The 25,834-nt window shown below is 68.0% G+C and carries 26 protein-coding genes; 13 read left to right on the forward strand and 13 right to left on the reverse strand.

The genetic code is table 11. The annotated features are described in order from the left end of the window. Positions 1 to 95: 95 nt before the first annotated feature. From HPA01S_RS09595 to HPA01S_RS09605, 3 genes are all read right to left on the reverse strand, one after another. Positions 96 to 1,769 (reverse strand): GMC family oxidoreductase, encoded by a 1,674-nt coding sequence (locus HPA01S_RS09595; RefSeq protein WP_066269301.1) that lies wholly within the window; start codon positions 1,767 to 1,769, stop codon positions 96 to 98. A gap of 59 nt (positions 1,770 to 1,828) precedes the next feature. Then, positions 1,829 to 2,131 carry a putative signal transducing protein gene (locus HPA01S_RS09600; protein ID WP_066269303.1) on the reverse strand — a complete coding sequence of 101 codons (303 nt, stop codon included), beginning with the start codon at positions 2,129 to 2,131 and terminating at the stop codon, positions 1,829 to 1,831. A 114-nt stretch (positions 2,132 to 2,245) separates the two neighbouring features. Further along, positions 2,246 to 3,763, reverse strand: coding sequence for a CoA-acylating methylmalonate-semialdehyde dehydrogenase (locus HPA01S_RS09605; RefSeq protein ID WP_066269305.1), 1,518 nt, complete (start codon positions 3,761 to 3,763; stop codon positions 2,246 to 2,248). A gap of 114 nt (positions 3,764 to 3,877) precedes the next feature. On the opposite strand from HPA01S_RS09605, the gene HPA01S_RS09610 reads away from it, so the two are divergent. Next, positions 3,878 to 4,834 (forward strand): LysR family transcriptional regulator, encoded by a 957-nt coding sequence (locus HPA01S_RS09610; RefSeq protein ID WP_066269307.1) that lies wholly within the window; start codon positions 3,878 to 3,880, stop codon positions 4,832 to 4,834. A 71-nt stretch (positions 4,835 to 4,905) separates the two neighbouring features. Here HPA01S_RS09610 and HPA01S_RS09615 read toward each other — a convergent pair whose 3' ends face one another. Further along, complete coding sequence (locus HPA01S_RS09615; RefSeq protein WP_245638610.1) at positions 4,906 to 5,856, reverse strand: LysR family transcriptional regulator; 951 nt, start codon at positions 5,854 to 5,856, stop codon at positions 4,906 to 4,908. Between the two features lie 83 nt (positions 5,857 to 5,939). Between HPA01S_RS09615 and HPA01S_RS09620 the strand changes: the two genes are divergently transcribed. From HPA01S_RS09620 to HPA01S_RS09660, 9 genes are all read left to right on the forward strand, one after another. Then, positions 5,940 to 6,680 carry a sulfite exporter TauE/SafE family protein gene (locus HPA01S_RS09620; RefSeq protein ID WP_066269388.1) on the forward strand — a complete coding sequence of 247 codons (741 nt, stop codon included), beginning with the start codon at positions 5,940 to 5,942 and terminating at the stop codon, positions 6,678 to 6,680. A 21-nt stretch (positions 6,681 to 6,701) separates the two neighbouring features. Then, positions 6,702 to 6,902: a hypothetical protein gene (locus HPA01S_RS09625; protein WP_066269311.1), complete on the forward strand. Its 201-nt coding sequence runs from the start codon at positions 6,702 to 6,704 to the stop codon at positions 6,900 to 6,902. Positions 6,903 to 7,078: 176 nt separating this feature from the next. After that, a complete protein-coding gene (locus HPA01S_RS09630; RefSeq protein ID WP_084360584.1) occupies positions 7,079 to 8,212 on the forward strand; it encodes an AI-2E family transporter in 1,134 nt (377 codons plus the stop codon). A 34-nt stretch (positions 8,213 to 8,246) separates the two neighbouring features. Then, complete coding sequence (locus HPA01S_RS09635; RefSeq protein WP_066269312.1) at positions 8,247 to 8,480, forward strand: hypothetical protein; 234 nt, start codon at positions 8,247 to 8,249, stop codon at positions 8,478 to 8,480. A gap of 265 nt (positions 8,481 to 8,745) precedes the next feature. After that, complete coding sequence (locus HPA01S_RS09640) at positions 8,746 to 9,150, forward strand: hypothetical protein (RefSeq protein WP_066269313.1); 405 nt, start codon at positions 8,746 to 8,748, stop codon at positions 9,148 to 9,150. 78 nt (positions 9,151 to 9,228) lie between these two features. Then, positions 9,229 to 10,707 (forward strand): UbiA family prenyltransferase, encoded by a 1,479-nt coding sequence (locus HPA01S_RS09645; RefSeq protein WP_066269315.1) that lies wholly within the window; start codon positions 9,229 to 9,231, stop codon positions 10,705 to 10,707. 21 nt (positions 10,708 to 10,728) lie between these two features. Next, a complete protein-coding gene (locus tag HPA01S_RS09650; protein ID WP_066269316.1) occupies positions 10,729 to 11,097 on the forward strand; it encodes an SMR family transporter in 369 nt (122 codons plus the stop codon). A 129-nt stretch (positions 11,098 to 11,226) separates the two neighbouring features. Next, positions 11,227 to 12,768, forward strand: coding sequence for an ArnT family glycosyltransferase (locus HPA01S_RS09655; protein WP_066269317.1), 1,542 nt, complete (start codon positions 11,227 to 11,229; stop codon positions 12,766 to 12,768). Positions 12,769 to 13,067: 299 nt separating this feature from the next. After that, a complete protein-coding gene (locus tag HPA01S_RS09660) occupies positions 13,068 to 13,814 on the forward strand; it encodes a class I SAM-dependent methyltransferase (protein WP_066269319.1) in 747 nt (248 codons plus the stop codon). Positions 13,815 to 13,875: 61 nt separating this feature from the next. On the opposite strand, the gene HPA01S_RS09665 is transcribed toward HPA01S_RS09660, so the two are convergent. From HPA01S_RS09665 to HPA01S_RS23055, 4 genes are all read right to left on the reverse strand, one after another. Next, complete coding sequence (locus HPA01S_RS09665) at positions 13,876 to 15,198, reverse strand: NAD(P)/FAD-dependent oxidoreductase (RefSeq protein WP_066269321.1); 1,323 nt, start codon at positions 15,196 to 15,198, stop codon at positions 13,876 to 13,878. A 189-nt stretch (positions 15,199 to 15,387) separates the two neighbouring features. Continuing rightward, on the reverse strand, positions 15,388 to 16,134 hold the full coding sequence (locus HPA01S_RS09670; protein ID WP_066269323.1) for an SDR family NAD(P)-dependent oxidoreductase: 747 nt from the start codon (positions 16,132 to 16,134) through the stop codon (positions 15,388 to 15,390). Positions 16,135 to 16,257: 123 nt separating this feature from the next. Next, on the reverse strand, positions 16,258 to 16,710 hold the full coding sequence (locus HPA01S_RS09675; RefSeq protein ID WP_066269324.1) for a GFA family protein: 453 nt from the start codon (positions 16,708 to 16,710) through the stop codon (positions 16,258 to 16,260). Positions 16,711 to 16,942: 232 nt separating this feature from the next. Next, positions 16,943 to 17,110 (reverse strand): hypothetical protein, encoded by a 168-nt coding sequence (locus HPA01S_RS23055; protein WP_157084954.1) that lies wholly within the window; start codon positions 17,108 to 17,110, stop codon positions 16,943 to 16,945. Between the two features lie 182 nt (positions 17,111 to 17,292). On the opposite strand from HPA01S_RS23055, the gene fusA reads away from it, so the two are divergent. Next, entirely contained in the window at positions 17,293 to 19,317 is a 2,025-nt protein-coding gene (fusA, locus tag HPA01S_RS09680; RefSeq protein ID WP_066269326.1) for an elongation factor G, read from the forward strand. Positions 19,318 to 19,480: 163 nt separating this feature from the next. Here fusA and alr read toward each other — a convergent pair whose 3' ends face one another. Then, positions 19,481 to 20,593 (reverse strand): alanine racemase, encoded by a 1,113-nt coding sequence (alr, locus tag HPA01S_RS09685; protein WP_066269390.1) that lies wholly within the window; start codon positions 20,591 to 20,593, stop codon positions 19,481 to 19,483. Positions 20,594 to 20,780: 187 nt separating this feature from the next. On the opposite strand from alr, the gene lplT reads away from it, so the two are divergent. Continuing rightward, positions 20,781 to 22,064 carry a lysophospholipid transporter LplT gene (lplT, locus tag HPA01S_RS09690; protein WP_066269327.1) on the forward strand — a complete coding sequence of 428 codons (1,284 nt, stop codon included), beginning with the start codon at positions 20,781 to 20,783 and terminating at the stop codon, positions 22,062 to 22,064. Positions 22,065 to 22,332: 268 nt separating this feature from the next. Here the strand turns inward: lplT and HPA01S_RS09695 are convergent, their stop codons facing one another. Then, the gene (locus HPA01S_RS09695; RefSeq protein ID WP_066269329.1) at positions 22,333 to 23,565 is read right to left on the reverse strand and encodes a PleD family two-component system response regulator; all 1,233 of its coding nucleotides are present in this window, start codon (positions 23,563 to 23,565) and stop codon (positions 22,333 to 22,335) included. A 177-nt stretch (positions 23,566 to 23,742) separates the two neighbouring features. On the opposite strand from HPA01S_RS09695, the gene HPA01S_RS09700 reads away from it, so the two are divergent. Then, on the forward strand, positions 23,743 to 24,228 hold the full coding sequence (locus HPA01S_RS09700) for a glutathione peroxidase (protein ID WP_066269331.1): 486 nt from the start codon (positions 23,743 to 23,745) through the stop codon (positions 24,226 to 24,228). A 22-nt stretch (positions 24,229 to 24,250) separates the two neighbouring features. On the opposite strand, the gene HPA01S_RS09705 is transcribed toward HPA01S_RS09700, so the two are convergent. From HPA01S_RS09705 to HPA01S_RS09715, 3 genes are read right to left on the reverse strand one after another with little or no spacing between them, the layout of a single operon-like run. Next, a complete protein-coding gene (locus tag HPA01S_RS09705; RefSeq protein WP_066269333.1) occupies positions 24,251 to 24,943 on the reverse strand; it encodes a helix-turn-helix transcriptional regulator in 693 nt (230 codons plus the stop codon). Beyond that, positions 24,904 to 25,413 (reverse strand): EVE domain-containing protein, encoded by a 510-nt coding sequence (locus HPA01S_RS09710; protein WP_066269334.1) that lies wholly within the window; start codon positions 25,411 to 25,413, stop codon positions 24,904 to 24,906. The genes HPA01S_RS09705 and HPA01S_RS09710 overlap by 40 nt, the downstream gene beginning before the upstream one ends. Positions 25,414 to 25,415: 2 nt before the next feature. Then, entirely contained in the window at positions 25,416 to 25,817 is a 402-nt protein-coding gene (locus HPA01S_RS09715) for a VOC family protein (RefSeq protein ID WP_245638611.1), read from the reverse strand. Positions 25,818 to 25,834 lie beyond the last annotated feature (17 nt).

Consider the following 25,834-nt stretch of genomic DNA (forward strand, 5'->3'; position numbering starts at 1 on the left):
CACGCAGACCAGAGGCGCCGAGGGTCCGGCTGTGCCGGCCCCAGGCGCCGTCTCCCTCGAAGCGCCGAAGGCGCGCCACGGAGGGGGAAGCCGCGTCAGCGGCGCGGGGGGGAGTCACCCCCCGTCATCCAGGCCGCCGCCTTCTCCGCAATCATCAGCGTCGGGCTGTTGGTGTTGCCGCTGGTGATGGTGGGCATCACGCCCGCGTCCACCACACGCAGCCCCGCCACGCAGTGCACGCGCAAGTGGCTGTCGACCACGGCCATCGGGTCGTCGGCGCGGCCCATCTTCGTGGTGCCGACCGGGTGGAAGATGGTGCTGGCGATGTCGCCCGCCAGGCGCGCGAGTTCTTCGTCGCTCTGGTACTGCGGCCCGGGTTTGTACTCTTCGGGCCGGTACTTCGCCAAGGCCGGCTGCGCGACGATGTTGCGTGTCACGCGCAGGCTGTCGGCGGCCACCTGCCGGTCTTCCGGTGTGCTGAGGTAGTTGGGCGCGATGGCCGGCGCGTCTTCGAACTTCGCGCTGCGGATGTTCACCGTGCCGCGGCTGGTCGGGTTGAGGTTGCAGACGCTGGCGGTGAAAGCCGGGAAGTTGTGCAGCGGTTCACCGAAAGCGTCCAGCGACAGCGGTTGCACGTGGTACTGCAGGTTGGGGTGCGCCTGGCCCGGGTCGCTGCGCGTGAAGGCGCCCAGCTGCGAGGGCGCCATGCTCATCGGCCCGCTGCGTTTGAACAGGTATTCGAGCCCGATGCGCGCCTTGCCCACCATCGACGACGACAACACGTTGAGCGTGGGTGCACCGTTGACCTTGTAGATGGCGCGGATCTGCAGGTGGTCCTGCAGGTTGGAGCCGACGCCGGGCAGGTCGGCCACGACCTCGATGCCGTGCTGGCGCAGCAGCGCGGCCGGGCCGATGCCGGAGAGCTGCAGGATCTGTGGCGAACCGATGGCGCCGGCGCACAACACCACCTCGGCGGTGGCTTCGGCCGTCACGTGCGCCGTGCCGTCCCAGACTTCGACGCCGGTGCAGCGCAGTTGCCCGTCGTCGCCACGCTGCGTCACCAGGCGCGTCACCTGGGCGCTGCTCCAGAGTTCGAAGTTGGGCCGGCCATAACAGGTCGGGCGCAGGAAGGCGCGCGCGGTGTTCCAGCGGAAACCGTCTTTCTGGTTGACCTGGAAATAACCCACGCCCTCGTTGTCACCGCGGTTGAAGTCGGTGCTGTGCGGAATGCCGGCCTGCTGCGCGGCGTCGGCAAAGGCATCAAGCAAATCCCAGCGCAGGCGTTGTTTCTCCACCCGCCATTCGCCGCCGTGGCCGTGGTACGCGCGAAAGTTCGGGTCTCGCTGGGCCGCGTTCTGCTCGTCGCCCAGGTAGTGGTTTTCGTGTTTCTTGAAGTCGGGCAGCGCGTTCTCCCAGCGCCAGGCGTCGTCGCCGGTGAGCGAGGCCCAGTGGTCGTAGTCACGTGCCTGGCCGCGCATGTAGATCATGCCGTTGATGCTGGAGCTGCCGCCCAGCGTCTTGCCGCGCGGGTAGCGCAGCGCGCGGCCGTTCAAGCCCGGCTCGGCCTCGGTCTGGTAGAGCCAGTCGGTGCGCGGGTTGCCGATGCAGTACAGGTACCCGACCGGGATGTGGATCCAGTGATAGTCGTCCTTGCGGCCGGCCTCGATGAGCAGCACGCGCTTGCGGCGGTCTGAGGACAGGCGGTTGGCCATCAGGCAGCCGGCGCTGCCGCCACCGATCACGATGTAGTCGAAGGTGTTGTCGCTCATGTTTTTTGTCTCCAGTCTCTTTTGTTTGTTGTCGTTCGATCTGTCACTCGCGCGTCGCGTCACTCGCTCGACACACCATCCGCTGGCGGCGGGTCGTCGGGCAGGCTGAAGTCGCCCCGCTCGAACGCGGCCACCACGCCCTCGGCTTCGGCCAGCCGGCTCTGCGGCACCAGCACCCGCACCGGAATCGCACCCGCCAGCAGGGTGTGCGTCTGCACCAGGTGCGCATCGGCCACCGCCGCCGGCACACCCCCGGCCTGCAGGCAGCCGCGCAGCAGAAAAGCCTCGGTCGGGCTGAAAAAAGTCACCAGGGTGGTCCAGTCACCCAGGTCCGGGTCGTAGTCGCTGTTCCCGTCTTGCATTCACCATTGCCTCCATTGAAGTGGCGCCCCTCCAGTGGAAACGGGGACCGGCAAGGCCGGTCCCCGTTGCTGTGTGTCACGCGAGGGGACACGACGGCGGCACGCAGGAGGAGCTTACTTCGCTGTGGGCATTACAAACTCCGCACCTTTCCCGATACTTTCAGGCCAGCGCTGCATGATGGATTTTTGCTTGGTGTAGAAGCGCACGCCTTCTTCGCCGTAGGCGTGCATGTCGCCGAACAGGCTCTTCTTCCAGCCACCGAAGCCGTGCCAGGCCATGGGCACCGGGATCGGCACGTTGATGCCGACCATGCCGACCTGGATGCGGCGCGCGAACTCGCGCGCCACGTGGCCGTCGCGCGTGAAGCAGCTCACGCCGTTGCCGAACTCGTGGTCGTTGATGATCTGCACCGCGTGTGCGAAGTCGGCCACGCGCACGCAGGACAGCACCGGGCCGAAGATTTCTTCCTTGTAGATCTTCATGTCGGTGGTGACGTGGTCGAACAGCGTGCCGCCCATCCAGAAGCCCTTGCCGCAGCCTTCGCCGGCTTGGGCGCCGTCGAAGCCGCGCCCGTCCACCAGCATCTTCGCGCCCTCTTTGGCGCCGGCCTCGATGTAGCCGCTGATGCGCGTGTGCGCAGCGGCGGTGACGATGGGGCCCATCTCGGCCGCGAGGTTGGTGCCGTTGAGCACCTTGAGGCTCTTGGTGCGCTCGATCAGCTTGGGGATGATCTTGTCGGCCACGTCGCCCACCAGCACCGCCACGCTGATCGCCATGCAGCGCTCACCGGCCGAGCCGTAGGCCGCGCCAATCAGCGCGTCCACCGCCTGGTCGAGGTCGGCATCGGGCATCACCACCATGTGGTTCTTGGCACCGCCCAGGGCCTGCACACGCTTGCCGTGGTGCGCGCCGGTTTCGTAGATGTAGTTGGCAATCGGCGTGGAGCCGACGAAGCTGATGGCCTTCACATCCGGGTGCACCAGCAGCGCGTCCACGGCTTCCTTGTCGCCCTGCACCACGTTGAACACGCCATCGGGCAGGCCGGCCTGCTTGAACAGCTCGGCCATGAGCAGCGAGGCCGAGGGATCGGTCGGGCTGGGCTTGAGGATGAAGGTGTTGCCCGCGGCGATGGCCACCGGGAACATCCACATGGGCACCATCACCGGGAAGTTGAACGGGGTGATGCCGGCCACCACGCCCAGCGGCTGGCGCAGCGTCCAGTTGTCCATGCCGGTGGACACCTGGTCGGTGAAATCGCCCTTGAGCAGTTGCGGCATGCCGCAGGCGAATTCGATGATGTCGATGCCACGCGCCACCTCGCCTTGTGCGTCGGTGAACACCTTGCCGTGTTCGGCGGTGATCAGGCGGGCCAGATCGTCCTTGCGGGCGTTGACCAGCTCGAGGAACTTGAACATGACGCGCGCGCGGCGGATCGGCGGCGTGTCGGACCAGGCCGGGAAAGCGGCTTGTGCGGCGGCCACGGCCGCGTCCACATCGGCGGCATTGGCCAGCGCGACCCGGCCGCTCACGGCGCCGGTGGCGGGGTTGAACACATCCTGCTGGCGCGACGCGCTGCCGCGCGTGACCTGGCCCTGGATGAAGTGGTTGATGGCGGCTGGTGTGGTGCCCATGAGCGGTCTCCGTTGAGGTTGCAGGGAAAGGTGAAGCTCAGTTTAGGCAGCCACCCGGCGCCCGCCTAGTGGCTGGACTTGAATTGATTGTTTGCAATGGTGAACAATAGGGGCATGGACGACCAAAAAATCGAAAGCCTCTGGATACACCTGCACTGGCTCACCGTCCTGGCGCAGCAGGGCAGCTTCACCGCCTCGGCCCAGCGCCTGGGCGTGAGCAAGGCGTCGATGAGCCAGCGCATCAGCGAGCTCGAACGCGCCGCCGGCGTGCCTTTGGTGCAGCGCACCACGCGCAGCGTGCGCCTGACCGAGGCCGGGCAGCAACTGGTGGACGGCATGCGCGAGCCGTTCGAGCGCATCGCACAAAGTTTCTCCAGCGTGCGCGACCTCGCCGACGTGCCGGCGGGCCGCGTGCGTGTCACCGCACCGGTGGCGTTTGCGCGCCAGCAGCTGGTGCCGCGCATTCCCGAGTTCCTGCGCGCGCACCCGCAGATCCGCATCGAGCTGGAGCTGTCCGACCGTTTGAGTTCATTGGCCATCGAAGGTTTTGACCTGGCGATCCGCCACACCGCCACGCCCCCGGACACGCACGTGGCCTGGCCGCTGTGCAGCACGCGCACCGTGCTGGTGGCCAGCCGCGCCTACCTGCGCCGGCGCGGCACACCGCAGAAGCCGGAGGATCTGGCCCAGCACGACTGCCTGCACTACCCACGCGCGCAGGACACGCCGGCCTGGCATTTCACGGCGGTGGGCGGGCGCCCGCGGAACCGGCCCGAAGCGCCGCGCGTCACGGTGCCGGTGTCGGGGCCGTTCGGCGCCAACAACAGCGAGGCCCTGCGCGACGCGGCCGTTGCCGGTTTGGGCATCGCGCTGCTGCCGGATTTCAGCGCGCAGTCGGCGCTGCAGTCGGGCAAGCTGGTGGAGGTGCTCGACGGCTGGGAATCGGTCGGCACCTTCAGCCACCAGATCTACGCCATCCGGCCCTACGCCAGCCACGTGCCACGCGCGGTGTCGGCCTTCGTGGCCTGGCTGCGCGTGGCGCTGGCAGACGGTTTCGCGGTGCGCGCCTGAACTCAGGCGGCGTCGAGCTGCAGCACCTCGGGGCCTTGCAGCGACACGCGCGCAATGCCCAGGCGCTGGCGCTACTGGAGCCGCCCCCCGACGGTCTTTGATGCCCCGGCCGATTGCGCCAGAAAGGTGTGCAGGGCCGCAGCACCCGCGCCCGCGGGCACGGCGTCGTCCACGGTGCAGAGCAGCAGGCGGCGTGTCGCCCAGTCGTCGCTGAGCGGGCGCACCCACACGCGCCCGTCGGCCAGGCGCTGTGCCGTGGCCTGCGGCACCACCGCCACGCCCACGCCTTCGCCCACCAGTTGCATCACCACGTCCAGGCCACGCACGCGCAGCCGATGGTGCAGGCCACGGCCGTGCTGCAAGGCCTTGTCGTGCAGCAGGCGGCTGATGCCGCTGTCGCTCGGCAGGCCGACGAAGGGCCGCTCCAGCAGGTCCGCAAACGCCAGCGTGCGGCGCGGCGCGCGTGCGCCCTGGCGCGGCAGCACGGCCACCAGCCGGTCTTCGCGGAAGAAACGGGTGTGCAGGCCTTCGGTGCCGACGTGGTCGGTCACGATGCCGATGTCGGCCTGCTCGCGCCGCATCGCCAGCAGCACGTCGTGGCTGCTGAGTTCGCGCAGCTCGACGTCGATGTCCGGGTGCGCCACCAGAAACCTGCCCAGCAATTGCGGCAGGTGTTCGGTCATGGCCGCGGTGTTGCAGAGCAGGCGCACCGTGCTGCGCACGCCGTGCGCGTGGGCCGCCATGTCGGCGTGCAGCGCCTCCATGCCCCGCTGCAACCGCCCCGCGTGCAGCAGCAGCGTGCGCCCGGCGTCGGTGGTGTGCACGCCACGTTTGGAGCGCACCAGCAGGCTGGCGCCCACGGCATGTTCGAGCTGCTGCAGGCGGGTGCTGGCGGCGGCCAGCGACAGGTGGATGTGGCGCGCGCCAGCAGTGATCGAACCGTGTTCGACGATGGCCGAGAACAGGCGCAGGTCAAACGGGTCTATGCGGTAGCTGGCGGTGTGGCGCGGGGCAGCGGTCATCGGGTGCATCCTCCGGAATCGCCGAAGGATACCTCTGGCGCTGCGCGATGGACAAGCCACGACCCGGCCCGCACCATGCCGCCATGGACCTCCTGCACATCTGGCTCATCGGCGCCGTGTTTCTCTCGGCCGGCGTCGTCAAGGGCGTCTCCGGCATGGGCTTGCCGACCTTCTCCATCGCGCTGCTCGGCCTCGCCATGCCACCGGCCACTGCCGCCACGCTGGTGCTGCTGCCTTCGCTGGTGACGAACGTTGCCCAGTGCCTCGGCCCGAACACGCTCGCGCTGCTGCGCCGCCTGTGGCCGCTCTGGCTGGGCAGCGCCCTGGCCACCGTGTTCAGCCCCCTGCCCGACCTGGGCAGCGCCGGCCCGGCCACGCGCATCACGCTCGGCGCGGTGCTGGTGGCATACGGCCTCTGGGGTCTGGCGCGACCCGGCTTGCCCGACTTTTCACGCCACCCGCGCGCGGCCAGCGGTGTGGCCGGCGTGTTGTCGGGCCTGCTCACCGCCGCCACCGGCGTGTTCGTGATGCCGCTGGTGCCTTATCTGCAGACGCTGCGGCTGGAGAAAGACGCCTTCGTGCAGGCGCTGGGCATCAGCTTTCTGGTGGCCACACTGGCGCTGGCGGTGCGGCTGGGCCACATCGCCGCCAGCTCGGGCGCGTCGGTGCCGCTGGCCGGCCACGCACTGGCCCTGGTGACGGCCTGTGCGGGCGTGTGGCTCGGCGCGCGGCTGCGCCAGCGCCTGCCGGTGCCGGTGTTCCAGCGCGCGTTGTATGGCGTGTTCATCGCCCTGGGTGCGCTGATGCTGGCGCGGGCCTGGTAAGGGCGTTCTGGAGACCCCTGCATGCCCACCGAGCCCGGCATCCTGCCATTGGCCGAAGCGCTGGAGCGCGCTTACCGGCTGGCGCTGGCGATGGAGGCGTTGGCCAAAACGCCCGCAGACCGTGCGGCCTTGTCGGCAACGGCGTCGGAGCTTCTGGGTGTGCTGGACCGGGCCCGGGCGTCGATGTTGCGGCCCGGCGCCAACCGGCCTGCCGGCTGGTGACACGCGGCGTGGCCCTACGGGCAGGGCGCTTCGATGGTGGGGAAACGGTATCGGCCTCATACTGCGGCCGTCAGCCACTTCACATCGCCTCCATGACCGAGCCCACCGCCGCCCCGACGCCCCCGATCCCGACCACCGATCCAGCCCCGCCCGCCCCCACACTCGCACCGCCCACCATGGCCCCGATCTCCGGGTCGCTGATGCTGCGCGTGCTGCTGGTGGCGGCCACCGCGGCCTTCGTCTGGATCATGCTGCCGTTCTACGGCACCATCCTCTGGGGCTCGATCATCGCGATGCTGTTCATGCCGCTGAACCGCTGGCTGCTGCCGCGCATGGGCCAGCGCCGCAACCTGGCCGCGCTGACCACCCTGCTGGCGGCCCTGGTGGTGGTGGTGCTGCCGGCCGTGGTGGTGGTGAGTTCGCTCACCCGCGAGGCCAGCCAGCTCTACACGCGCATCGAATCGGGTGAACTCAAGCCGGCCCTGCTGCTGCGCAGCCTGTTCGACGCCCTGCCGGGCTGGCTCACCGACGTGCTCGACCGTTTCGGCCTCGGCAATTTCGACCTGCTGCAGCGCAAGCTCACGCAGGCCGTCACGCAAGGCAGCCAGTTCATTGCCACGCAGACCTTCAACCTCGGGCAGGACGTGCTGACCCTGGTGATCAGCCTGGGCATCGCGCTCTACCTGGCCTTCTTCCTGGTGCGCGACGGCGGCCCGCTGATGCGCTCGATCCGCACCGCCATTCCGCTGCCGCCCGACGTCAAGCAGGAACTGCTGCAACAGTTCGGCACCGTGCTGCGCGCCACCGTCAAGGGCAACCTCGTGGTGGCCCTGGTGCAGGGTGCGCTGGGTGGCCTGGCGTTCTGGTTCCTGGGCGTCAACGCCGCGCTGCTATGGGCGGTGCTGATGGCCGTGCTCTCGCTGCTACCGGCGGTGGGCGCGGGCCTGGTGTGGGGGCCGGTTGCCATCTGGCTGTTCGTCTCCGGCGACGTGGTGCAGGGCGTGGGCCTGGCGCTGTACGGCGTGCTGGTGATCGGTCTGGTCGACAACCTGCTGCGCCCGCTGCTGGTCGGCAAGGACACCGGCATGCCCGACTACCTGGTCCTGATCAGCACCATCGGCGGCATCGCGGTGATGGGCATCAACGGCTTCGTGATCGGCCCGGCGATCGCCGCCATGTTCGTGGCGGTCTGGGGCATCCAGACCGAGACCCGCCTGAAAGCGCGGGCGGCCGCGGCCTCAGCAGTGGCCACCACCACGGCACAAGACACCGCCCCCGTACCGACCGAGAACAACACCACCACACGCTGACATGACACGGCACGCCCCACGGAGCCTGCACGCCATGCACCGCGCCCGTTTCTGCTTCGCCCTCTGCGCTGGCGCACTGAGCCTGGGCCTGGCGGCCTGCGCGAACAGCGAAAAGATCAGCCCCCCACCACCCGCCGCCGAACGCTCGCCCATCGTGTGCACGCAGGACGTGCTGCAGTGCCCCGACGGCCGCTTCGTCCGCCGCACGCCTCCAGGGTGTGTGTTCGTGTGTCCGGCGGCGAGCACGAAGGCGCATGGGGTGCGCTGAAGCGATTGGGGTGTGGTGTTCAAGGCGGGCCTTGCGATTCAGGAGCGCACCCGGCCCGGCACCTTCTTTCGCTTTTCAAGGCGTTCCTTGCCGACTTATGCTCGGCACCTTGCCCATGGGGGCTCGGATGCCACATCCTCAAGAAGGCTGGATCTCTCATGCACATCACCCATCCCACCAACAGCCCGTCGGCCAACGACCACGAAACCCAGGGCAAAGCCACCCTGCTGAACACGCTCCGCAGCAACCACGCCGGAGTACAACCATGAAGGCGCTGATCTGGGGTGTGTTCGGCCTGCTCGCCCTGTGCTGGACGGGCATTGCCGCGGCCTCGGTGCAGATCACCGGCTGGCTGCTGACCATGGTGGCTTCGGGTGAGGGCGTTGACGCGGTCATCGCGGCGCAACAATGGCCGGAGCCGGGCTGGCTGGCGGCGTGGATCGATCCGGCCTGGCTCAAGACGCTGCAGGGTGCCTGGGTCGGCATGGTGCAGTGGCTGGCGCAGGTGCTGCCTGGCGCGGGCGGGCTGATGGCCTGGGTCACGCCGCTGGTGTGGACCGTGTGGGCGCTGGGCTTGTTGTGCCTGCTGGTGCCGGCGCTGGCGCTGCATTGGTTGTCGGGCCAACTGAAGACGCCGGCCTCGCTGCGCAGCACGCCTCCGCCGCGATAGCAGCGGCGGGGCGCGGTGGTGCCCGGGAATGGAGGTCCGCCACTAGAATCGGCCCATCCCTTCCTTGGACTGCCTCGCTTGACGCCTCCCGCCCACGCCGCGCCACCCGACCACAGCCCGCTGTATGTGGATCTGGACGGCACGCTCACTCCCAGCGACACCCTGCACGAATCGGCCATGCTGTTCGTGCGGCGCAACCCGCTCAACCTGCTGCGCATGCTGGCCTGGCTGCCGCTGGGCAAGGCGCGCTTCAAGCAGCGCCTGGCCGACGCCGTGCGGCCCGCGCCCGAGCACCTGCCGTACCACGAGCCCTTCCTGCAATACCTGCGCGACGAACACGCCCGCGGCCGCCCGCTGGTGCTGGCCAGCGCGGCCGATGCGCGCATCGTGCGCGACGTGGCCTCCCACCTTGCGATCTTTGACGACAGCCTGGGCAGCAACGCGCCGGGTGAGGCCGACGGCGTCAACCTGAGCCGCGGCAACAAACGCGCCGCCATCGACGCCCACGCCAAAGCCCATGGCCACGACCACTGGGCTTACGCCGGCAACAGCCGCGACGACCTCGAGGTCTGGTCCGGCAGCGCCGAAGCGGTGGCGGTGAACACTCCGGCCGGCGTGCTCGACACGCTGCAACGCACCCACCCGCAGGCGCGTGTGTTCGAACGCGAACCGCTGAGCCTCAAGACCGTGCTGCGCGCGATCCGCCTGCGGCAGTGGTCCAAGAACGGCCTGCTGTTCGTGCCGCTGCTGGCCGCGCATTCGCTCAACCCGCAACTCTGGGGCGCGGTGCTGATGGCCTTCGTGGCGTTTGGCCTGTGCGCCTCGGCCACCTACCTGGTCAACGACCTGCTCGACCTGCCGAACGACCGCACGCACCGCATCAAGCGCCACCGGCCGCTGGCCTCGGGCGCCATCGGCATCCCGGCCGCGGTGGCGCTGGGCACGGTGATGCTGGTGCTGGCCTTCGTGATCGCCGTCGCCGTGTCACCCGGTTTTGCGTGGATGCTGCTGGCCTACACCGCGACCACGCTGGCGTACTCCATCTACCTCAAGCGGCTGGCGCTGATCGACGTGCTGGTGCTCTCCAGCCTGTACACGCTGCGCATCGGCGCCGGCGCGGTGGCCTCGGGCGTGGACCTGTCCAACTGGCTGCTGGCGATCTCGATCTTCCTGTTCCTCAGCCTGGCGCTGGTGAAGCGCTGCGCCGAACTGGAGGAGCTGGAAGACGACAACGCGGTGCTGGCGCCCGGGCGCGGTTACCAGGCGCGAGACCTGGCCTCGCTGCGCGCGATGGGCATGGCCAGCGGTTTCCTCGCGGTGCTGGTGCTGGCGCTCTACATCGACAGCCAGAACAGCCAGAAGCTGTACGCCCACCCCGACTGGCTCTGGGCCGCCGCGCCCGTGCTGCTGCTGTGGGTGATGCGCATCTGGCTCAAGACCGGGCGCCGCGAGCTGCACGGCGAAGACCCGTTGCAGTTCGCCCTGAAAGACCCGTTCAGCTGGATCACGCTGATCGTGATGGGTGGCATCGGCCTGTTCGCCACCGTCGGTTTCTGAACCCGCCCCAGCACCACCACCATGAAATCCATCGCCCTGGGCCTGGCCCTGTTCTGCGTGCTGCTGTCTTCGGCGGCGCAACTCGCCATGAAGCGCGGCATGGCCGCGTCGGGCGCCACCAGCGCCGCCGACGTCGGCAGCACCTACCTGCAGGCGCTCGGCAGCCCGCTGGTGTGGCTCGGGCTGGTGCTGTACGGCGCCAGCGCGGTGCTCTGGCTGTGGGTGCTGTCGCGGCTGGACGTGAGCGTGGCCTACCCGCTGGTGAGCCTGGGCTTCGTGGTCACGCTGGCGCTCGGCGTGTGGTGGCTCGGCGAACCGTTTTCATGGTTGCGCGTGGCCGGCTGCACGCTGATCGTGGTGGGCGTGAGCCTGCTGGCCCTGGACGCCTGACATGACACCCACCCCGGTTGCTGGCTCACGGCGGCCCGCCCTGAGTTTGTTGAGGGATGGGTCTGCGGCGTTTCTGATGTGTGACCCTTTCTTTCGCGGCTGATCTCCCCCAACGGATCGAACCTTCACATGCGCGCTTCTGAATTCTCCGCCCACGCCTCGCGCCAGATCTTCTGGGGCGCGTTCGCCATCACCCTGTTGCTGAAGATCGCACTCGCCGCCGGTTTCCCCATGACCGGTGACGAAGCCTTCTTCTACCAGTGGGGCGTGTTCCCGGCCTGGGGTTACTCCGACCACCCGCCCATGGTCGGCTGGCTGATCGCCGCGCTGCGCCAGATCAGCGACCATCCGCTTGCATTGCGCAGCTTCACGCTGCTGCTCACCAGCTTCATCGCACTCGGCGTGGTGGACATGTTGCGCCGCCTGCTGCCCGAAGACCGCGAGGCCAGCGCCTGGCTGGCGGGTGCGGTGTACCTGGCGATGCCGTGGTCGTGGCTCTTCGTGCTGGTGACCACCGACACACCGCTGATCTTCTTCATGGTGCTCTCGGCCTGGTGCTACCTGCGCGCCGACACCAGCGAGCAGCGAAGCGTGCCCTGGTACGCGCTGGCCGGCGCCTTCCTGGGCCTGGCCTTCCTGTCCAAGTACTTCGCCGCCCTGCTCGGTTTTGCCTACGCGGTGCACTGCTTCGGCTGGCGGCGCGAGCGCTGGTGGGCGCCGTTCCTGATCTTCGTGCTCGCCCTGCCCTCCATCGGGCTCAACGTGGCCTTCAACGCCACGCACGGCTGGAGCAACGTGATGTTCAACGTGTTCAACCGCAACGAGGGGTCGAGCTGGAACCTCGAAACCTTCGGCGTGTACATCGCCATGGCGCTCTACCTGCTCACGCCCTGGCTGCTGTGGCGCGGTGCGGCCGCGCGTGTGGTGCCCGGTGTCTCGCTGCGCACCTCGCGCACGCTGGCGGTGCTGTGGCTGTTCCCGCTGATCGTGTTCGCCGTGCTCAGCACGCGCCGCACCATCGGCCTGCACTGGGTGCTGGGCTTCGTGCCGCTGTTCGTGGTCTGGGCCGGCCTGCGGCTGGACGCACGCCCGCTGCGGCGCTGCCTGGGCTGGACGGTGGCGCTGTCGGTGCCGCACCTGCTGGTGGTGGCGGCAGTGGCGTGGGCGCCGCTGTCGTGGTGGCAGCCGTTCAAGATCTACGACCGCGCGGTGTTCCTGCGCGAGACCGGTGCCATCGTGAAGGCCCTGGAGCAAGACCTGCCGGCCGGCGCCACGCTGATGGGCCGCACCTACAACCCCGCGGCCATGCTGGCTTACCACCACCGCCAGTACGTGCCGGTGTTCGGCCTCGGCAAACACCATGCTCGGCAGGACGACCAGATCGTCGACTTCCGCCGCTACGACGGCCAGCCGATCCGCGTGTTCCTCTACGACGAACCCAACCTGGCCGACTTCGCGCCCTACTTCAACGAGGTGCGCAGCAAACGTTTCGAGGTGGACGGCGTGGCCTTCTTCGCGGTGGATGGCAGCGGCTTCAAGTACCAGGCCTTCCACGACACGGTGCTGGCCGAAGCCGCGCGCGAGTTCCACGACATCCCGCGCTGGCTGCCCGTGCGGGGCAACCCGTTCTGCGAACGCTACGGCTTCGCGGCGTGTTCGCCGGGGCGCTGAGCGTTGATGCACCGAACACGGGTGCGGCAGGCGCGGCGGTGGTGCGAGGAGCTGGAACGCTTTACCATGCAGCTGGTCATGGCCCTGGTGAACGCCACCATGGCCACGCCACCGATGGCCATTTTCTCCCACAGCCAGCCGACGCCGCCACACGAAAACGCACGCAGCCTGACGCACCTACCCCCCGGGGCTACGGCGCAGCAAGCTGCGTTACCCTGCAAGCCGGTCGCGGTGGCCACTGCGCTACCCGACCCGTTTCCCATCCACCCTTCACGGCCTCTGGCCCCAGGAGCAGACCTTTGACCGAGCCGACCAACCCGCACCTGCCACACACCCCTCTGCCGGCCTACTACCGCGACGAGGCAGACCATGCGCGCTACGTGCGCCGCATCTTCGACGAGACCGCTGTCGACTACGACCGCATCGAACGCGCCATGGCCTTCGGATCGGGTGGCTGGTACCGGCGTGAAGCCCTGGTCCGCGCGGGCCTGGCGGCTGGCGACAAGGTGGTGGACGTGGGCATCGGCACCGGGCTGCTGGCGCGCCAGGCCCGCGCCCTGATCGGCGAGCAGGGCAACCTGATCGGCGTCGACCCCAGCCCCGGCATGCTGGCGCAGGTGGACATCCCCGGCGTTGAGCTGCGCGCCGGGCGCGCCGAGCAGCTGCCGTGCGCCAGCGGTGAAGCCGACTTCCTGAGCTTTGGTTATGCCTTCCGGCACGTGTCGGACGTGGACGCCGCGCTGCAGGAGTTCCACCGCGTGCTGCGGCCAGGCGGCCGTTTGCTGATCCTGGAAATCAGCCAGCCCGAGAGCCGTGTGTCGCGCGCCCTGGTCAAGTTCTACATGCGCCGCGTGGTGCCGACGCTGGCGCGCGTCGTGGCGCGCGAGCGCGGCAGTGCCGAGCTGTGGCGCTACTACTGGGACACCATCGAGAGCTGCATCCCGCCGGCGCAGATTCTGCAGGCCATGGAACGTGCGGGTTTCCTGCAGGTGAAGCGCCACACCGAACTGGGCGTGTTCTCGGAATACACGGCCATCCGCCCCTGAGTGGCCCTGCGTGGCCCTGCGTGGCCCGGAAGGTGGCGGGCCCTCGGCCCGCCAACCACCTTCACTTCATGATGGTCTCGCCGCGCAAGGCACCCATGTCGCGGATGTTGTGGCGGTGCCGCTTCCAGCCGGCATAGGTGCGGCGCCAGTTCGCCAACGACACCACGTAATAGATCACCTTGAACATCACCAGCGACATGCGGTAAGACGGACCGTGGTGGATGTCGGCGGCCAGCAATGACATCAGCCCCTGCTTGACCTTGAAGCGGTTGTTCGGGTGCATGAACATGTCCCGGATGGTCGGGTTGGTCACGCGGTAGATGAACCACGAGTAATCGCGCGGGCCGACGCGCAAGCGCTTCTCCAGCGCCACGCGGGCCGCGGGCAGTTGCTCGGGCTGGTCCAGCGCGGTGGCGACGAGCTTCGCGCCGTCGAAGGCGCTCTGCATTGCCAGGAACACGCCGGAGGAGAACATCGGGTCGATGAAGGTGAAGGCGTCGCCCACCATCAGGTAACGGTTGCCGGTGGCGTGCGTGCTGGAGTAGGAGAAGTTGCCGGTGGCGTGCACGCGGTCGTCCTCCAGCGTGGCGTCCTTGAGCCGGTCGTGCAGCTCGGGGCACAGCGCGATGGTGTCGTAGAAGTATTCCTTCAGCGGCTTGTCGCGCGCCTTCAGGTAGTAGGCCCAGCAGACCGCGCCCACGCTGGTGGTGCCGTCGGCCAGCGGGATGAACCAGAACCAGCCGTGCTCGAACCAGCAGATGCTGATGTTGCCTTCGCGCTTGCCTTCCAGGCGCCGCGCACCACGGAAGTGGCCGAACAGCGCCGTGCTGTTGTGGTCCTTGTTCTTTTCCTTGCACTTGAACTTGTTCGCCAGCAGCGTGTCGCGGCCCGATGCGTCGACCACGAAGCGCGCGCGCCAGCGGCGCTTTTCACCGCTGTCGAGCACCGCCTGCGCCGAGGCACCGTCGTCATCGAAAGCGACCTCGGTGACCTTCGCGCCCTCCAGCGTTTCGGCGCCCAGCGTGGCGGCATGGCGGAACAACACCTCGTCCATCTCGGAGCGGCGCACCTGCCAGGCCGACGCCATCTCCGGGTTCCAGCCCTCGGCGAAATCGACGTAGCTGCAATAGTCCAGGTCGGGCGGCACGAATTCGATGCCGTACTTCGGCATGCCGATCTTCTCGATCTGATCGCGCACACCGAGCTTCTCGAACAAGGCCACGTTGCCGGGCAACAGCGACTCGCCGATGTGGAAGCGCGGATGGTGGTCCTTCTCCAGCAACACCACCTTGCGGCCTTCGCGTGCGAGCAGCGCCGCAATGGTCGACCCGGCGGGGCCCCCTCCAACCACCAGAACGTCGCAATTCTCTTCAGGCTGCAGCATCGAATCCTCTCCTTCCTCTACGGGTTGTGCCACTCACAGGCAAGCCCCGGAAAATACCATGTTCAACGGCGATGCAGGCACCGTGGCCATCCGCGCGCCAGCCCCACATCGCGTGGCCAACATGTTTCCGATCTCAAACCGCGGATCGATGCGGTTTGTTCAGTGGTTTGCTCCGTTGTTTTCTCAGCCTTACGTGAGATTCAACCCACCATCGGACAGCAGGATTTCGCCCGTCAAATAGTGGGATTCGATGAGCATGGACACTGCCTGTGCAATGTCTTCCGGGCTCGCCGCCCGCCGCATCGGCGCGCGCTCCCGCCACAGCTGCTGAGCCTGCGTCCAGTCCGCGGTCAACGGCGTGTCCACCAGCCCGGGAGCGACGGCGTTCACACGAATGTCGGGCGCCAGCGAGACCGCCAGCAAGCGCGTGACATGGTTCAACGCCGCTTTCGTCGCGGCATAAGGAATGGAAGCCCCTTTCGGACGCACACCGGCATGCGAACTCACGTTGACCACGCAAGCCGGCGTGCCCGCCGTTGCGGCAGACGCCCGCAATGCGGCCTCGGCTTCAGCGACGATGCGAAACGGCGCAATGACATTCACCTCATGCAGCTCGCGCCACAGGTCAGGCGTCGCGGCCGCCAGGTCGGCATGCGGCACCACGCGGCTGATGCCCGCGTTGTTCACGACAACGTCCAAGCGGCCCCATTGCGCAACCGCCTCCCGCACCAATCGAATCCGGTCTGCATCGTCGGCAAGGTCGGCCTGCACATAAGCCGCCAGACCCAGCTCACGCACCATGGCGTTGCCGGCATCCGCAGAACTGCGTGAATGCAGAACGACGGCATACCCATCCCTGGACAACCGGCGCGCTATCGCCGCGCCAATACCTGAGGTTGATCCGGTGACAAGCGCAACGCGCTGGGGTTGTGGCATGGGGAAGTCAATCGGAATGGAAAGGCATGCACTTTACCGGCAGCGGGTCATGCTGCCTGTTCGGGAAATGCCTGTCGCCGTTGGCGCAACGGGCTTGGAAAGTTGGCTTCTGGCCAATCTGCGTCAACGCTCATCACCCGTGTTGGCACGGTAACTGAGCCAGCCAGCCGTCATCGCCACGCCGTCGACCCGATCGTTGGGGTGGTTTCGGCCGTCCATCACAGGCACTTCACCCAGGTCAAACGGACTCAGTCCCGCAATGCATGCCACGTTCACACCGTATTGGTCCGGGACAGAGCGCCGGGAGTGAAAGGTGTAGATGCCGCACACCGAGCAAAAGTAATGCTTCGCCTGTCCGGTATTGAACTGGTAGAGCGTCAGCTTGTCTTTGCCTTGCACGACATGGATGTCGTCCAGGTGGGCCGAGACGGCCACGGCACCGCGCATGCTGCAATACGTGCAGTTGCACCGGCGCATGCTGCGCAGGCCATCGGCCAGTACCAGGCGAAAGCGCACGGCACCACAATGGCAAGCCGCCTCAAGCTCCCGGCGTTCGTCAAAGTCAGAGGGGGCCAAGAGTGCAATCCTTCCAAACAGGCGTTGAGCCCAGAAACCGTGGCCATTCCGCTCGATGTTTTGAGGTCACCAAAACCTCCGTCCGGTGTGTCTTGGGACCCTGACGGTCCGGTGCTGGCCAAGAGCCGCCATCGTAGCTCCACATAAGGCCGTGATTACCAGGGGGCCTGACCGCAGGCGCCAGCCGAGCGCGTGAAAGATCGAACGGCATCCAGCCCTACTGACGTTCAGGTCACTCCAGTTCCAGGAAAATACCGGCATGTTCAATTTCAACGTCGTCCAACCTGCGTTCGCTGCATAGCTGCGTCCTTTCGATGGCATTCGGAAGGCGATGACCTTCCGGCCCCTCAACCCCGGCAGGCATGGTCTTCCGGGGTTTTGTTTTTTCAGGTTCCAACATGTTCACGCGCACTTACGACAAGCTGATCGCCACGATTTCCGCCCGCCGGAGCGTGGGATACGTGCGCGCGCGCCCGTGGTCCGGCCGAACCATTCCATCCTGAGTCAGCCCTGGTGAATTCATGCCGGGGCGGCTTGATCGTCCTGACATGTGGACCCTCGAAGGGTCCGGAAAGATTCACCATGAACCGCATCAACAACAACGGCATCCGCAACATCGGCATCATTGCCCATGTGGACGCGGGCAAGACCACGACCAGCGAACGCATCCTCTACTACACGGGCGAAAGCCACCGCATGGGCGAAGTGCACGACGGCGCTGCCCACATGGACTTCGACCCCGAGGAACGCCGACGCGGCATCACCATCAACAGTGCCGCCACCACCGTGCATTGGCGCGGCGTGCAGATCAACCTGATCGACACCCCCGGCCACATCGACTTCAACATCGAGGTGGGCCGCGCGTTGCGCGTGCTCGACGGCGCCGTGGTGGTGCTGGACGGTGTGGCCGGCGTGGAGCCGCAGACCGAAACCAACTGGCGTCTGGCGGACCGGCACGAGGTGCCGCGCATCGCCTTCGTCAACAAGCTCGACCGCACGGGCGCGAACTTCGAACGCGTGATCGCGTCGATGCGCGAGCGCCTGGGCGTGCAAGCCATCCCGGTACATCTGCCCATCGGCGCCGAGGGCGAATTCCGCGGCGTCGTGGACCTGGTGCGCATGCGTGCACTGCGGTGGGAGCGTGACGATGCATCGCAGCCGGTGCAGGAAACCGCCATCCCCGCTGAACACCTGGCCCATGCCCAGGCGGCACGCGCGCGTCTGCTGGAAACCGTGGTCGAGCAGGACGATGAGGCCCTGGAGGCCTGGCTGCGCGGCGAAGAGCCGTCGGTGGAACTGCTGCAACGCTGCATCCGTGCGGGCGTGCGAACGCGTGCCTTTGTGCCCGTACTGGCAGGTTCGGCCTTCCGCAATCGCGGTGTCGAGCCGCTGCTGGATGCGGTGGTCGACTGGTTGCCCGCACCTGGAGAGCGCGAAGGCACGATCACGGGCCTCGACAGCGCGCCGCTGGCCGCCCTGGCATTCAAGGTGGTGACCGACGAGCACGGCAGCATGGTCTTCGTTCGCCTGTATTCGGGCCGGTTGCGGCGTGGCGACTCGGTGCTCAATACCAGCACCGGGCGCATGGAGCGCGCGGCACGCCTTTACGAAGTGCACGCGGACAAGCGCGTCGAACGCGACGAACTCGTGGCAGGCGAGATCGCCGCGGTGGTTGGCTTCAAGGACACACTCACGGGCCAGACCCTGAGCGACCCCAAGCACCCGGTGCAACTGGAGTCCATCGCCGTGCCGGAGCCGGTGATCCACATGGCGCTGGAGCCGCGCACCAAGGCGGATCAGCAGGGCCTGTCCAAGGCGCTGCAGAACATGCTGCGCGAGGACCCGAGCCTGCGCCTGCGCCAGGACGAGGAATCGGGGCAGACCATTCTGTCCGGCATGGGCGAGCTGCAGCTGGAGGTCGCTGTGCACAAGCTGCAAGAGCGCTACGGCGTGGGCGTGGTGGTGGGCCGTCCCCAGGTGGCCTACCGCGAGACCATTGCCACGCCAGCGGAGCTGACGCACGTGCACAAGAAGCAGACCGGCGGCCCGGGCCAGTTCGCGCAGCTCACGCTGCGCCTGGAGCCTCTGGAACGCGGTGCAGGCGTTCAGTTCGAGAGCCGCATCGTCGGCGGCGCGATTCCCCGCGAGTTCATTCCCGCGGTGGAAGCGGGTGTGCGGCGCGCGGCCGAAGCCGGGCCGGCTTCGGGCTACCCGGCCGTGGACTTCCGCGCCGTGCTGCTGGATGGCGCTTTCCACGAGCGCGATTCCTCGGCCATGGTCTTCGAGCTGGCAGCCAGCCATGCGCTGCGCGATGCCTTCGCCAAGGCCGGGCCGCAAGTGCTCGAGCCGGTGATGGCCGTGGAGGTGATCACGCCCACCGAATACCTGGGCGACGTGATCGGCGATCTGCACCGCCGCCGTGGCCAGGTGCATGGGCATGAAGTGCGCGGCACGGCCACGGTGGTCGATGCGCTGGTGCCGCTGAAGGAGATGTTCGGCTACATCAGTACGCTGCGCGCACTTTCATCGGGCCGTGCGCAGTACACGATGCAGTTCGACGGCTACCAGGTGGCGCCGCCGGCTGTGGCCGAGTTGGCTGCAGCTTGACCAGAAGGGTGCAATCTTGCGGGATTGCACCCTTTTCTTTGGCGCATGCCCGCTATCCGGGAAGCCCCACCCCGCGAGGTCCCGGCTCCTTGACTGCAAGGCGTACGCCGAACGCCAGCTTCTGACCGCGGATGTTGTCGGTCACAACGTCCAGTCGGCGCGTTCACCCCGCCACAAAGTTGACACGCGGCGCCACCGCGCACATCAGCTCGTAGCTGATGGTGCCGGCGGCTGCGGCCACTTCGTCGATGGGCAGCACGGCATCGCCCGATGACGCGTGGCCCCACAGGATCACTTCGGCGCCGACGCCGGCATCGGGCACCGGCGTGAGGTCGAGCGTGATCATGTCCATGCTCACGCGGCCGATGATGCGGGTGCGCACGCCGTCCACCAGCACCGGTGTGCCGGAGGGTGCGTGGCGCGGGTAACCGTCGGCGTAGCCGCAGGCCACCACGCCGATGCGCAGTGGGCCCTCTGCGGTGAAGGTGGAGCCATAACCCACGGTGTCGCCGGCCTGCAGCGACTGTGTACCGATGATGCGGCTGGACAACGTCATGGCCGGTTGCAGGCCCCAGTGCGCGGCGCCGTGCTCGGGGAAATCGGGCGCGCTGCCGTACAGCGCGATGCCTTCGCGCACCCAGTCGGCGGCGAGGTTCTGCGCGCCGCGCAGTGCGCTGCTGGCGTGGCGCAGCATGGCCGCGCTGTTGCTCACGGTGCGCTCGCCCGGCAGGTCGGCGGTGGCGGCTTCGAACGCCGCCACCTGGTGCGCAATGCCGCGTGCGCCGTCGGCGTCGCTGAAGTGGGTCATGTGCGAGATCTCTTCCACCTGCGGCAGCGCATTGAGCCGCGCCCAGGCGCTGCGGTAGGCCGCGGGCGTGAAGCCCAGGCGGTTCATGCCGCTGTTGAGCTTGAGGAAGACGCGGTGCGGCACCTGCGTCTTGTGCGCCGCAAGCCAGTCGATCTGTTCGGTGCAGTGCACGGAGTGCCAAAGCTGCAGGCGCGAGCACAGCTCCAGGTCGCGCGGTTCGAACACGCCTTCGAGCAGGTGGATCGGGCCGCGCCAGTCGAGTGCGCGCAGGCGCTCGGCTTCGGCCAGGTCGAGCAGGGCAAAACCGTCGGCGCTGCGCAGGGCGTCGAAACAACGCTCGATGCCGTGGCCGTAGGCGTTGGCCTTGACCACCGCCCAGACGCGGGCATCGGGTGCGAAATGGCGCGCGCGCTCCAGGTTGTGACGCAGGGCTTCGGGGTGGACGGTGGCAACGATGGGGCGGGGCATGGGCGTGAACAAGTCGTCAAGAGGGCGTGCACCAGAGGGTTTTCCGGGGCATACCCTCCAGGGTTCTGGAGGGTGGCGTGCTATAACCCGGGATCGTCTGGAGACCCGTCAACTGTCGCATAAAAAGGCCGGCGCCCGCCCCGCAGCCCCTCAGAGCTGAAACGCACCGGCACACAAAATCATCGCCATGAAGCGCGGCTTCTACACCATCATGACGGCGCAGTTCTTCAGTTCGCTGGCGGACAACGCGCTGTTCGTGGCTGCGATCGAACTGCTGCGCACCCGCGGTGCGCCCGAATGGCAGAGCGCGGCGCTGGTGCCGCTGTTTGCGTTGTTCTATGTCGTGCTGGCGCCCTTCGTGGGGGCTTTTGCCGACGCCAGGCCCAAGGGCCAGGTCATGTTTCTCAGCAACGCCATCAAGGTGGCGGGCTGCCTGCTGATGCTGGCGGGTGTGCACCCGCTGCTGGCCTACACCCTGGTGGGCCTGGGCGCCGCGGCTTACTCGCCGGCCAAGTACGGCATCCTCACCGAGTTGCTGCCGCCTTCGCAGCTGGTCAAGGCCAATGGCTGGATCGAGGGCCTGACGATCTCCTCCATCATCCTCGGCGTGCTGCTCGGCGGCCAGCTGGTCAGCCCCTGGGTGTCGGCCAAGCTGATGGCGATCGAGTTGCCCGGCCTGCACCTCGGCATCCAGCACCCGGCAGAAGCGGCGGTGGCCGCGCTGGTGGTGGTGTACGCGCTGGCGGCCTGGTTCAACACCCGCATCCCGCGCACCGGCGTGACACCGCGCCCGATGCCGAAGAACCCGCTGGCCCTGCTGCCCGATTTCTGGCGCTGCAACAGCCGCCTGTGGCGCGACCGCCTGGGCCAGATTTCGCTCGCCACCACCACGCTGTTCTGGGGTGTCTCGGGCAACCTGCGCTACATCGTGCTGGCCTGGGCCGGTGCCGCCCTCGGCTACGGCACGACGCAGGCGTCCTCGCTGGTGGGCGTGGTGGCGCTGGGCACGGCGGTGGGTGCGGTGGTGGCCTCGATGCGCATGCGGCTGGACCAGGCCACGCGCGTGATGCCGCTGGGCATTGCCATGGGTGTGCTGGTGATCCTGATGAATTTCATCGACAACGTCTGGGTGGCCGCACCGTTCCTGGTGCTGCTGGGTGGCCTGGGCGGGTTCCTGGTGGTGCCGATGAACGCGCTGCTGCAGCACCGCGGCCACAACCTGATGGGCGCGGGCCGTTCCATCGCGGTGCAGAACTTCAACGAGCAGGCCTGCATCCTGTTGCTGGGCGCGCTCTACAGCCTCTCCACCGGCATGGGCTGGTCGGCCTTTGCGGCCATCACCGCCTTCGGCGTGCTGGTGGCGGGTTTCATGGCGGTCATCGCGCTCTGGCACCGCCACAACCAGCGCCACCACCCGCACGAGCTGGAGCGCCTGCTGGAAATCGCGCGCCGCGACGACCTGCACGGCTGACAAGGCTCCCCCCCGCGCCGCACCTGCGGTGCGTCCCCCCCCTCAGGGGGCAACACCTGGGGCCGGCAGAGCCGGACCCTCGGTGTTTCTGGAATGGCGTTGCTTCGCCCGCTGTGAATCCAGCTCCGGCCACGGTTGAACACCCGCCATGCCAGCACTCATGCGCAGGCTTGAGAAGGCTTGGGCCAGAAACACCGCGGAACTGGCTTTGCCAGGCCGCAGGTGTTGCCCCCTTGAGGGGGTCGCGCGCAGCGCGGCGGGGGTGGGTCTAGAACCCGACGTTCGTGGGCGCGAAGCCGTTCAGGCTCACCAGCCGGTGCTGCGCGAGCACCTTGTACAGCTCGGCTTCGCCGACCGAGCGCGAGAGGTAGGCGTCGCTGCCGGCCAGGCCGGCTTTCATGCGGTCCATGCTGCCGGCGCTGGGCGCGAACATGATGACCACCGGCGCGCCCTTGGGGCCCTTGGTCTGTTTGGCGACCCGGCAGACCTGGTTGGCGTCGGGGTCGCCCTTCAGGCGGTCGATCACCACCACGCGGTAGGCATGGGCCTTGAGCATCACCAGAGACTGCGCCGCTTCGCGAGACCAGTCCACCGTGAGGCCGTATTTCCGGAAGCGCTTGAGCAGGATGCGGCCTTCGATCAGGCTCTCGGCCACCAGCAGCATGTCGCCGCGCGCCACCTCGGGAGCCTCGGTCTTGTTGCCTGGTTGCGTCGTGGGCTTGCCGGCGCGGCGCTCGCGCGGGGCTGCGGGTGCGGGCAGCGGCAGGTCTTCGAGCGCACCGAAGTCGGTCATGCGCATCACACCCGGACGCTGCCGCACGGCCGGCGCCGCCGCAGCGAGCGCTTTCCGGGGGGTGGCCGGCGGCGGTGTGGGTGGCGTGGGGGGCGACAAATGCACCGGGTCGCTTCTGATCATCGGCCGCGTGGGCGGGAACTCGCTGTCGGCGCTGGCCGGCGGCTGGCCGGCACCGGGCTTGGGCTGCAGGGCCGGCAGCGCCCGGGCGTCAAAGGGTTGGGTGTGGGCAAAGCTGCGGTCGGCACCGTGGCCGCGCGGCAACACCGGCGCATGCTGCACCACGCCCATGCGCCCGCTGGCCAGCCGCATGCTCGCGTCCAGCCCGTGCAACTGGGACACCTGAAATGCTTCGACGGGTGCGGCCGGCGGCGGCGCCGCGGCATCGCGCCCGCCACTGTGCGCGCCCACCAGCTTGTCGAGTGCGGCCAGCATGGACACAAGCCTCACCGGTTTGCGCTGCAGGGGCCAGCCGGTGCCGGCATCGGAACTACCGACCAGCATCACGCGGCCCGGCAGCTCCGCATCGCGCACCAGCATCACGGCCTGCACGTTGTCGGCGTTGACCATCAGGATCTGCGCGTCCATGACCTCGTCCTGCACCTGGTACCCGGGTGGGCGGCGCGCGGCCAGACGGAAAAAAGACTCGAATGTGGCGGATTCGGCTTGGGAAAACCCCACCAGCGCCACCGTGTATGCAGCGGTCATGCCTGCCCCCGGAACTATTGTTATTGAATGTTACTTCTGCCAGTATGCCCGCATTGCCCTGCATTTCGGCGTACTTCAACCCGGATACAGCGGCCCGATTGCCGGGCCAATCGTCCGGCCGCTGCGCCCCACGTGCGATCTGTCACAGTGCAGCCTTCCCCTTCAGGAGCCACCACCATGTCCGGCATCTACGACTTCGAAGCCCAGTCCATCGACGGCAAGCCCGTGCCGTTGCGCCAGTTCGAGGGCAAGCCCCTGCTGATCGTCAACACCGCCAGTGCCTGCGGCTTCACGCCGCAGTTCGGCGGGCTTGAAAAGCTGCACCAGGCCTATGGCGAGCGCGGCCTGGTGGTGCTGGGCTTTCCCTGCAACCAGTTCGGCAGCCAGGACCCGGGCAGCAACGACGAGATCGCCAGCTTCTGCCAGCTCAACTACGGCGTGAGCTTTCCGATGATGGAAAAGGTTGACGTCAACGGTGCGCAGGCACACCCGCTCTACCAGTGGCTGACCGCGGAAGCGCCGGGCCTGCTGGGCAGCAAGGCGATCAAGTGGAACTTCACCAAGTTTCTGGTGGGCAAGGACGGGCGCGTGATCAAGCGCTACGCGCCGCAGGACGCGCCCGAGAAACTGGCGAAGGACATCGAGGCGGCACTCGCCGGCTGAGGCAGGCGCCCCGGGCCGCGCCTCAAGCCAGGGTGCTGCGGCCGGTTTCGCGCCGCAGCAGGTCGGCCAGCCGTTTGCCGGGTTCGTCCGGAAAGCGTTCGTCGCTCGGCTCCACCGACACCATGCGGTCGAGGCGGAAGCTGCGAAAGTCCTGGCGCTGTTCGCACCATGCGGCCAGGGTCCAGACCTTGCCCCAGAAGAAGCAGCCCAGCGGCCACACCTGGCGTTCGCTCTGCCGGTCGTCCTGGTCGCGGTAGCGCAGGCCGATCCGGCGGCGCTGCTGTGCCGATTCGCGCAACAGTTGAAGGCGTTCGGCCAGCACCAGATCAAGCCCGGCCGTCACCGCCACGACCTGCTGGCTCTCCACCTCGGTGCGGACCCTCGGCGGCAGCACCGACAGCACACGCGACATGGCGTCCGAGGCGGCCAGCGCCAGCGCCGGGTCCAGCCACTGCCGCGCCATCTGCGTCGCCAGTGCCAGGGCTCGCGCCTCCTCCTGCGTGAACATCAGCGGCGGCAGGTCGAAGCCCTTGCCCAGCCGGTAACCGACACCGGCCTCACCTTCGATGGGCACACCGCGCGCCTGCAAGTCGGCGACATCGCGGTAGACCGTGCGCGGCGACACCTCCAGCCGCGCGGCGAGCCATGCGGCTGTCGACAACCGGCGGCCGCGGATCAGCTGAACAAGGGCAAAGAGTCGGTCGGCGCGTCGCATGCTTCGGCCATGCTATCCCAGCCCATCGAAGTGGTGTCGGCCTGCATCGCCTGCGCGATGCGCCGCATGTCGGCGGTGCTGATTTCAAACAGCCCGAAGCGGAACTTGTAGCCCCAGTGCTGCCGGTCTTCAACGAACTCCAGCGCATCGAGCAGCGGCGCGATGGGAGCGGGCCGTGCGCGAGCGTAGCGCACATCGCGCCGGTGCGGCACGAAGCCGCCGCCCATGTCCACCGTGTAAGGCGCACGCGGCTGCACCACGCCGATGCTGACGAAGCTCTGCAGCCGGTCCTTGCCGCCCTGGCTGCGGGCGGGTGCGTAGTACGCCACCACATCACCGGCACGCAGCCGCTGCAGTGGCGCGCGTTTGCCATGGCAGACCTGCATGAAGCCCACCGGGGTGTGGTCGCGGCCGCGCAGCGCGTGGTCGGCGCTGGCGACGGCGATCCAGCAGCGAGGCGTGGTCTGCATGTTCAGGCCAGTGCGTGCAGGCCGACGCGGTTGCCTTCGCTGTCGATGATGTGGGCGAAGCAGCCCATGCCATCGGGCAGGATCACCTTGGGTTGCGCCACGCGCGCGCCGGCGGCCACGGCCCGCTCCAGGCACACGTCCAGCGACGGCGATGCGTTGAGGTACACCAGGGTGCCATCGGCAGTCGGCCGGCTGGCCGGGCTCTGCAGCAGCGCGCCTTTGACGTCGTCGCTGCTGTCCACATCGAACACGCCCATCTCACTGCCGGGCGCGCCGAAGGCCTCGCGCCGCAAGGGCCGGCCGGTCAGCGCGGTGTAGAACCGCAGCGCGCGGTCCATGTCGGTCACGGGAATCTCGAACCAGTTCAGCGCATGCGCCATCGTTTTCTCCAGGGGGTTGAACAAGCCCCGGAGTCTGCGCG

Source organism: Hydrogenophaga palleronii NBRC 102513 (assembly GCF_001571225.1).
Taxonomy (GTDB): domain Bacteria; phylum Pseudomonadota; class Gammaproteobacteria; order Burkholderiales; family Burkholderiaceae_C; genus Hydrogenophaga; species Hydrogenophaga palleronii.

Excerpts from the sequence above, each read along its gene's own strand:
- HPA01S_RS09595 (WP_066269301.1), bottom strand. The coding sequence starts at position 1,769 with ATGAGCGACAACACCTTCGACTACATCGTGATCGGTGGCGGCAGCGCC.
- HPA01S_RS09600 (WP_066269303.1), bottom strand. The coding sequence starts at position 2,131 with ATGCAAGACGGGAACAGCGACTACGACCCGGACCTGGGTGACTGGACC.
- HPA01S_RS09605 (WP_066269305.1), bottom strand. The coding sequence starts at position 3,763 with ATGGGCACCACACCAGCCGCCATCAACCACTTCATCCAGGGCCAGGTC.
- HPA01S_RS09610 (WP_066269307.1), top strand. The coding sequence starts at position 3,878 with ATGGACGACCAAAAAATCGAAAGCCTCTGGATACACCTGCACTGGCTC.
- HPA01S_RS09615 (WP_245638610.1), bottom strand. The coding sequence starts at position 5,856 with ATGACCGCTGCCCCGCGCCACACCGCCAGCTACCGCATAGACCCGTTT.
- HPA01S_RS09620 (WP_066269388.1), top strand. The coding sequence starts at position 5,940 with ATGGACCTCCTGCACATCTGGCTCATCGGCGCCGTGTTTCTCTCGGCC.
- HPA01S_RS09625 (WP_066269311.1), top strand. The coding sequence starts at position 6,702 with ATGCCCACCGAGCCCGGCATCCTGCCATTGGCCGAAGCGCTGGAGCGC.
- HPA01S_RS09630 (WP_084360584.1), top strand. The coding sequence starts at position 7,079 with ATGGCCCCGATCTCCGGGTCGCTGATGCTGCGCGTGCTGCTGGTGGCG.
- HPA01S_RS09635 (WP_066269312.1), top strand. The coding sequence starts at position 8,247 with ATGCACCGCGCCCGTTTCTGCTTCGCCCTCTGCGCTGGCGCACTGAGC.
- HPA01S_RS09640 (WP_066269313.1), top strand. The coding sequence starts at position 8,746 with ATGAAGGCGCTGATCTGGGGTGTGTTCGGCCTGCTCGCCCTGTGCTGG.
- HPA01S_RS09650 (WP_066269316.1), top strand. The coding sequence starts at position 10,729 with ATGAAATCCATCGCCCTGGGCCTGGCCCTGTTCTGCGTGCTGCTGTCT.
- HPA01S_RS09655 (WP_066269317.1), top strand. The coding sequence starts at position 11,227 with ATGCGCGCTTCTGAATTCTCCGCCCACGCCTCGCGCCAGATCTTCTGG.
- HPA01S_RS09665 (WP_066269321.1), bottom strand. The coding sequence starts at position 15,198 with ATGCTGCAGCCTGAAGAGAATTGCGACGTTCTGGTGGTTGGAGGGGGC.
- HPA01S_RS09670 (WP_066269323.1), bottom strand. The coding sequence starts at position 16,134 with ATGCCACAACCCCAGCGCGTTGCGCTTGTCACCGGATCAACCTCAGGT.
- HPA01S_RS23055 (WP_157084954.1), bottom strand. The coding sequence starts at position 17,110 with ATGTTGGAACCTGAAAAAACAAAACCCCGGAAGACCATGCCTGCCGGG.
- fusA (WP_066269326.1), top strand. The coding sequence starts at position 17,293 with ATGAACCGCATCAACAACAACGGCATCCGCAACATCGGCATCATTGCC.
- alr (WP_066269390.1), bottom strand. The coding sequence starts at position 20,593 with ATGCCCCGCCCCATCGTTGCCACCGTCCACCCCGAAGCCCTGCGTCAC.
- lplT (WP_066269327.1), top strand. The coding sequence starts at position 20,781 with ATGAAGCGCGGCTTCTACACCATCATGACGGCGCAGTTCTTCAGTTCG.
- HPA01S_RS09695 (WP_066269329.1), bottom strand. The coding sequence starts at position 23,565 with ATGACCGCTGCATACACGGTGGCGCTGGTGGGGTTTTCCCAAGCCGAA.
- HPA01S_RS09700 (WP_066269331.1), top strand. The coding sequence starts at position 23,743 with ATGTCCGGCATCTACGACTTCGAAGCCCAGTCCATCGACGGCAAGCCC.
- HPA01S_RS09705 (WP_066269333.1), bottom strand. The coding sequence starts at position 24,943 with ATGCGACGCGCCGACCGACTCTTTGCCCTTGTTCAGCTGATCCGCGGC.
- HPA01S_RS09710 (WP_066269334.1), bottom strand. The coding sequence starts at position 25,413 with ATGCAGACCACGCCTCGCTGCTGGATCGCCGTCGCCAGCGCCGACCAC.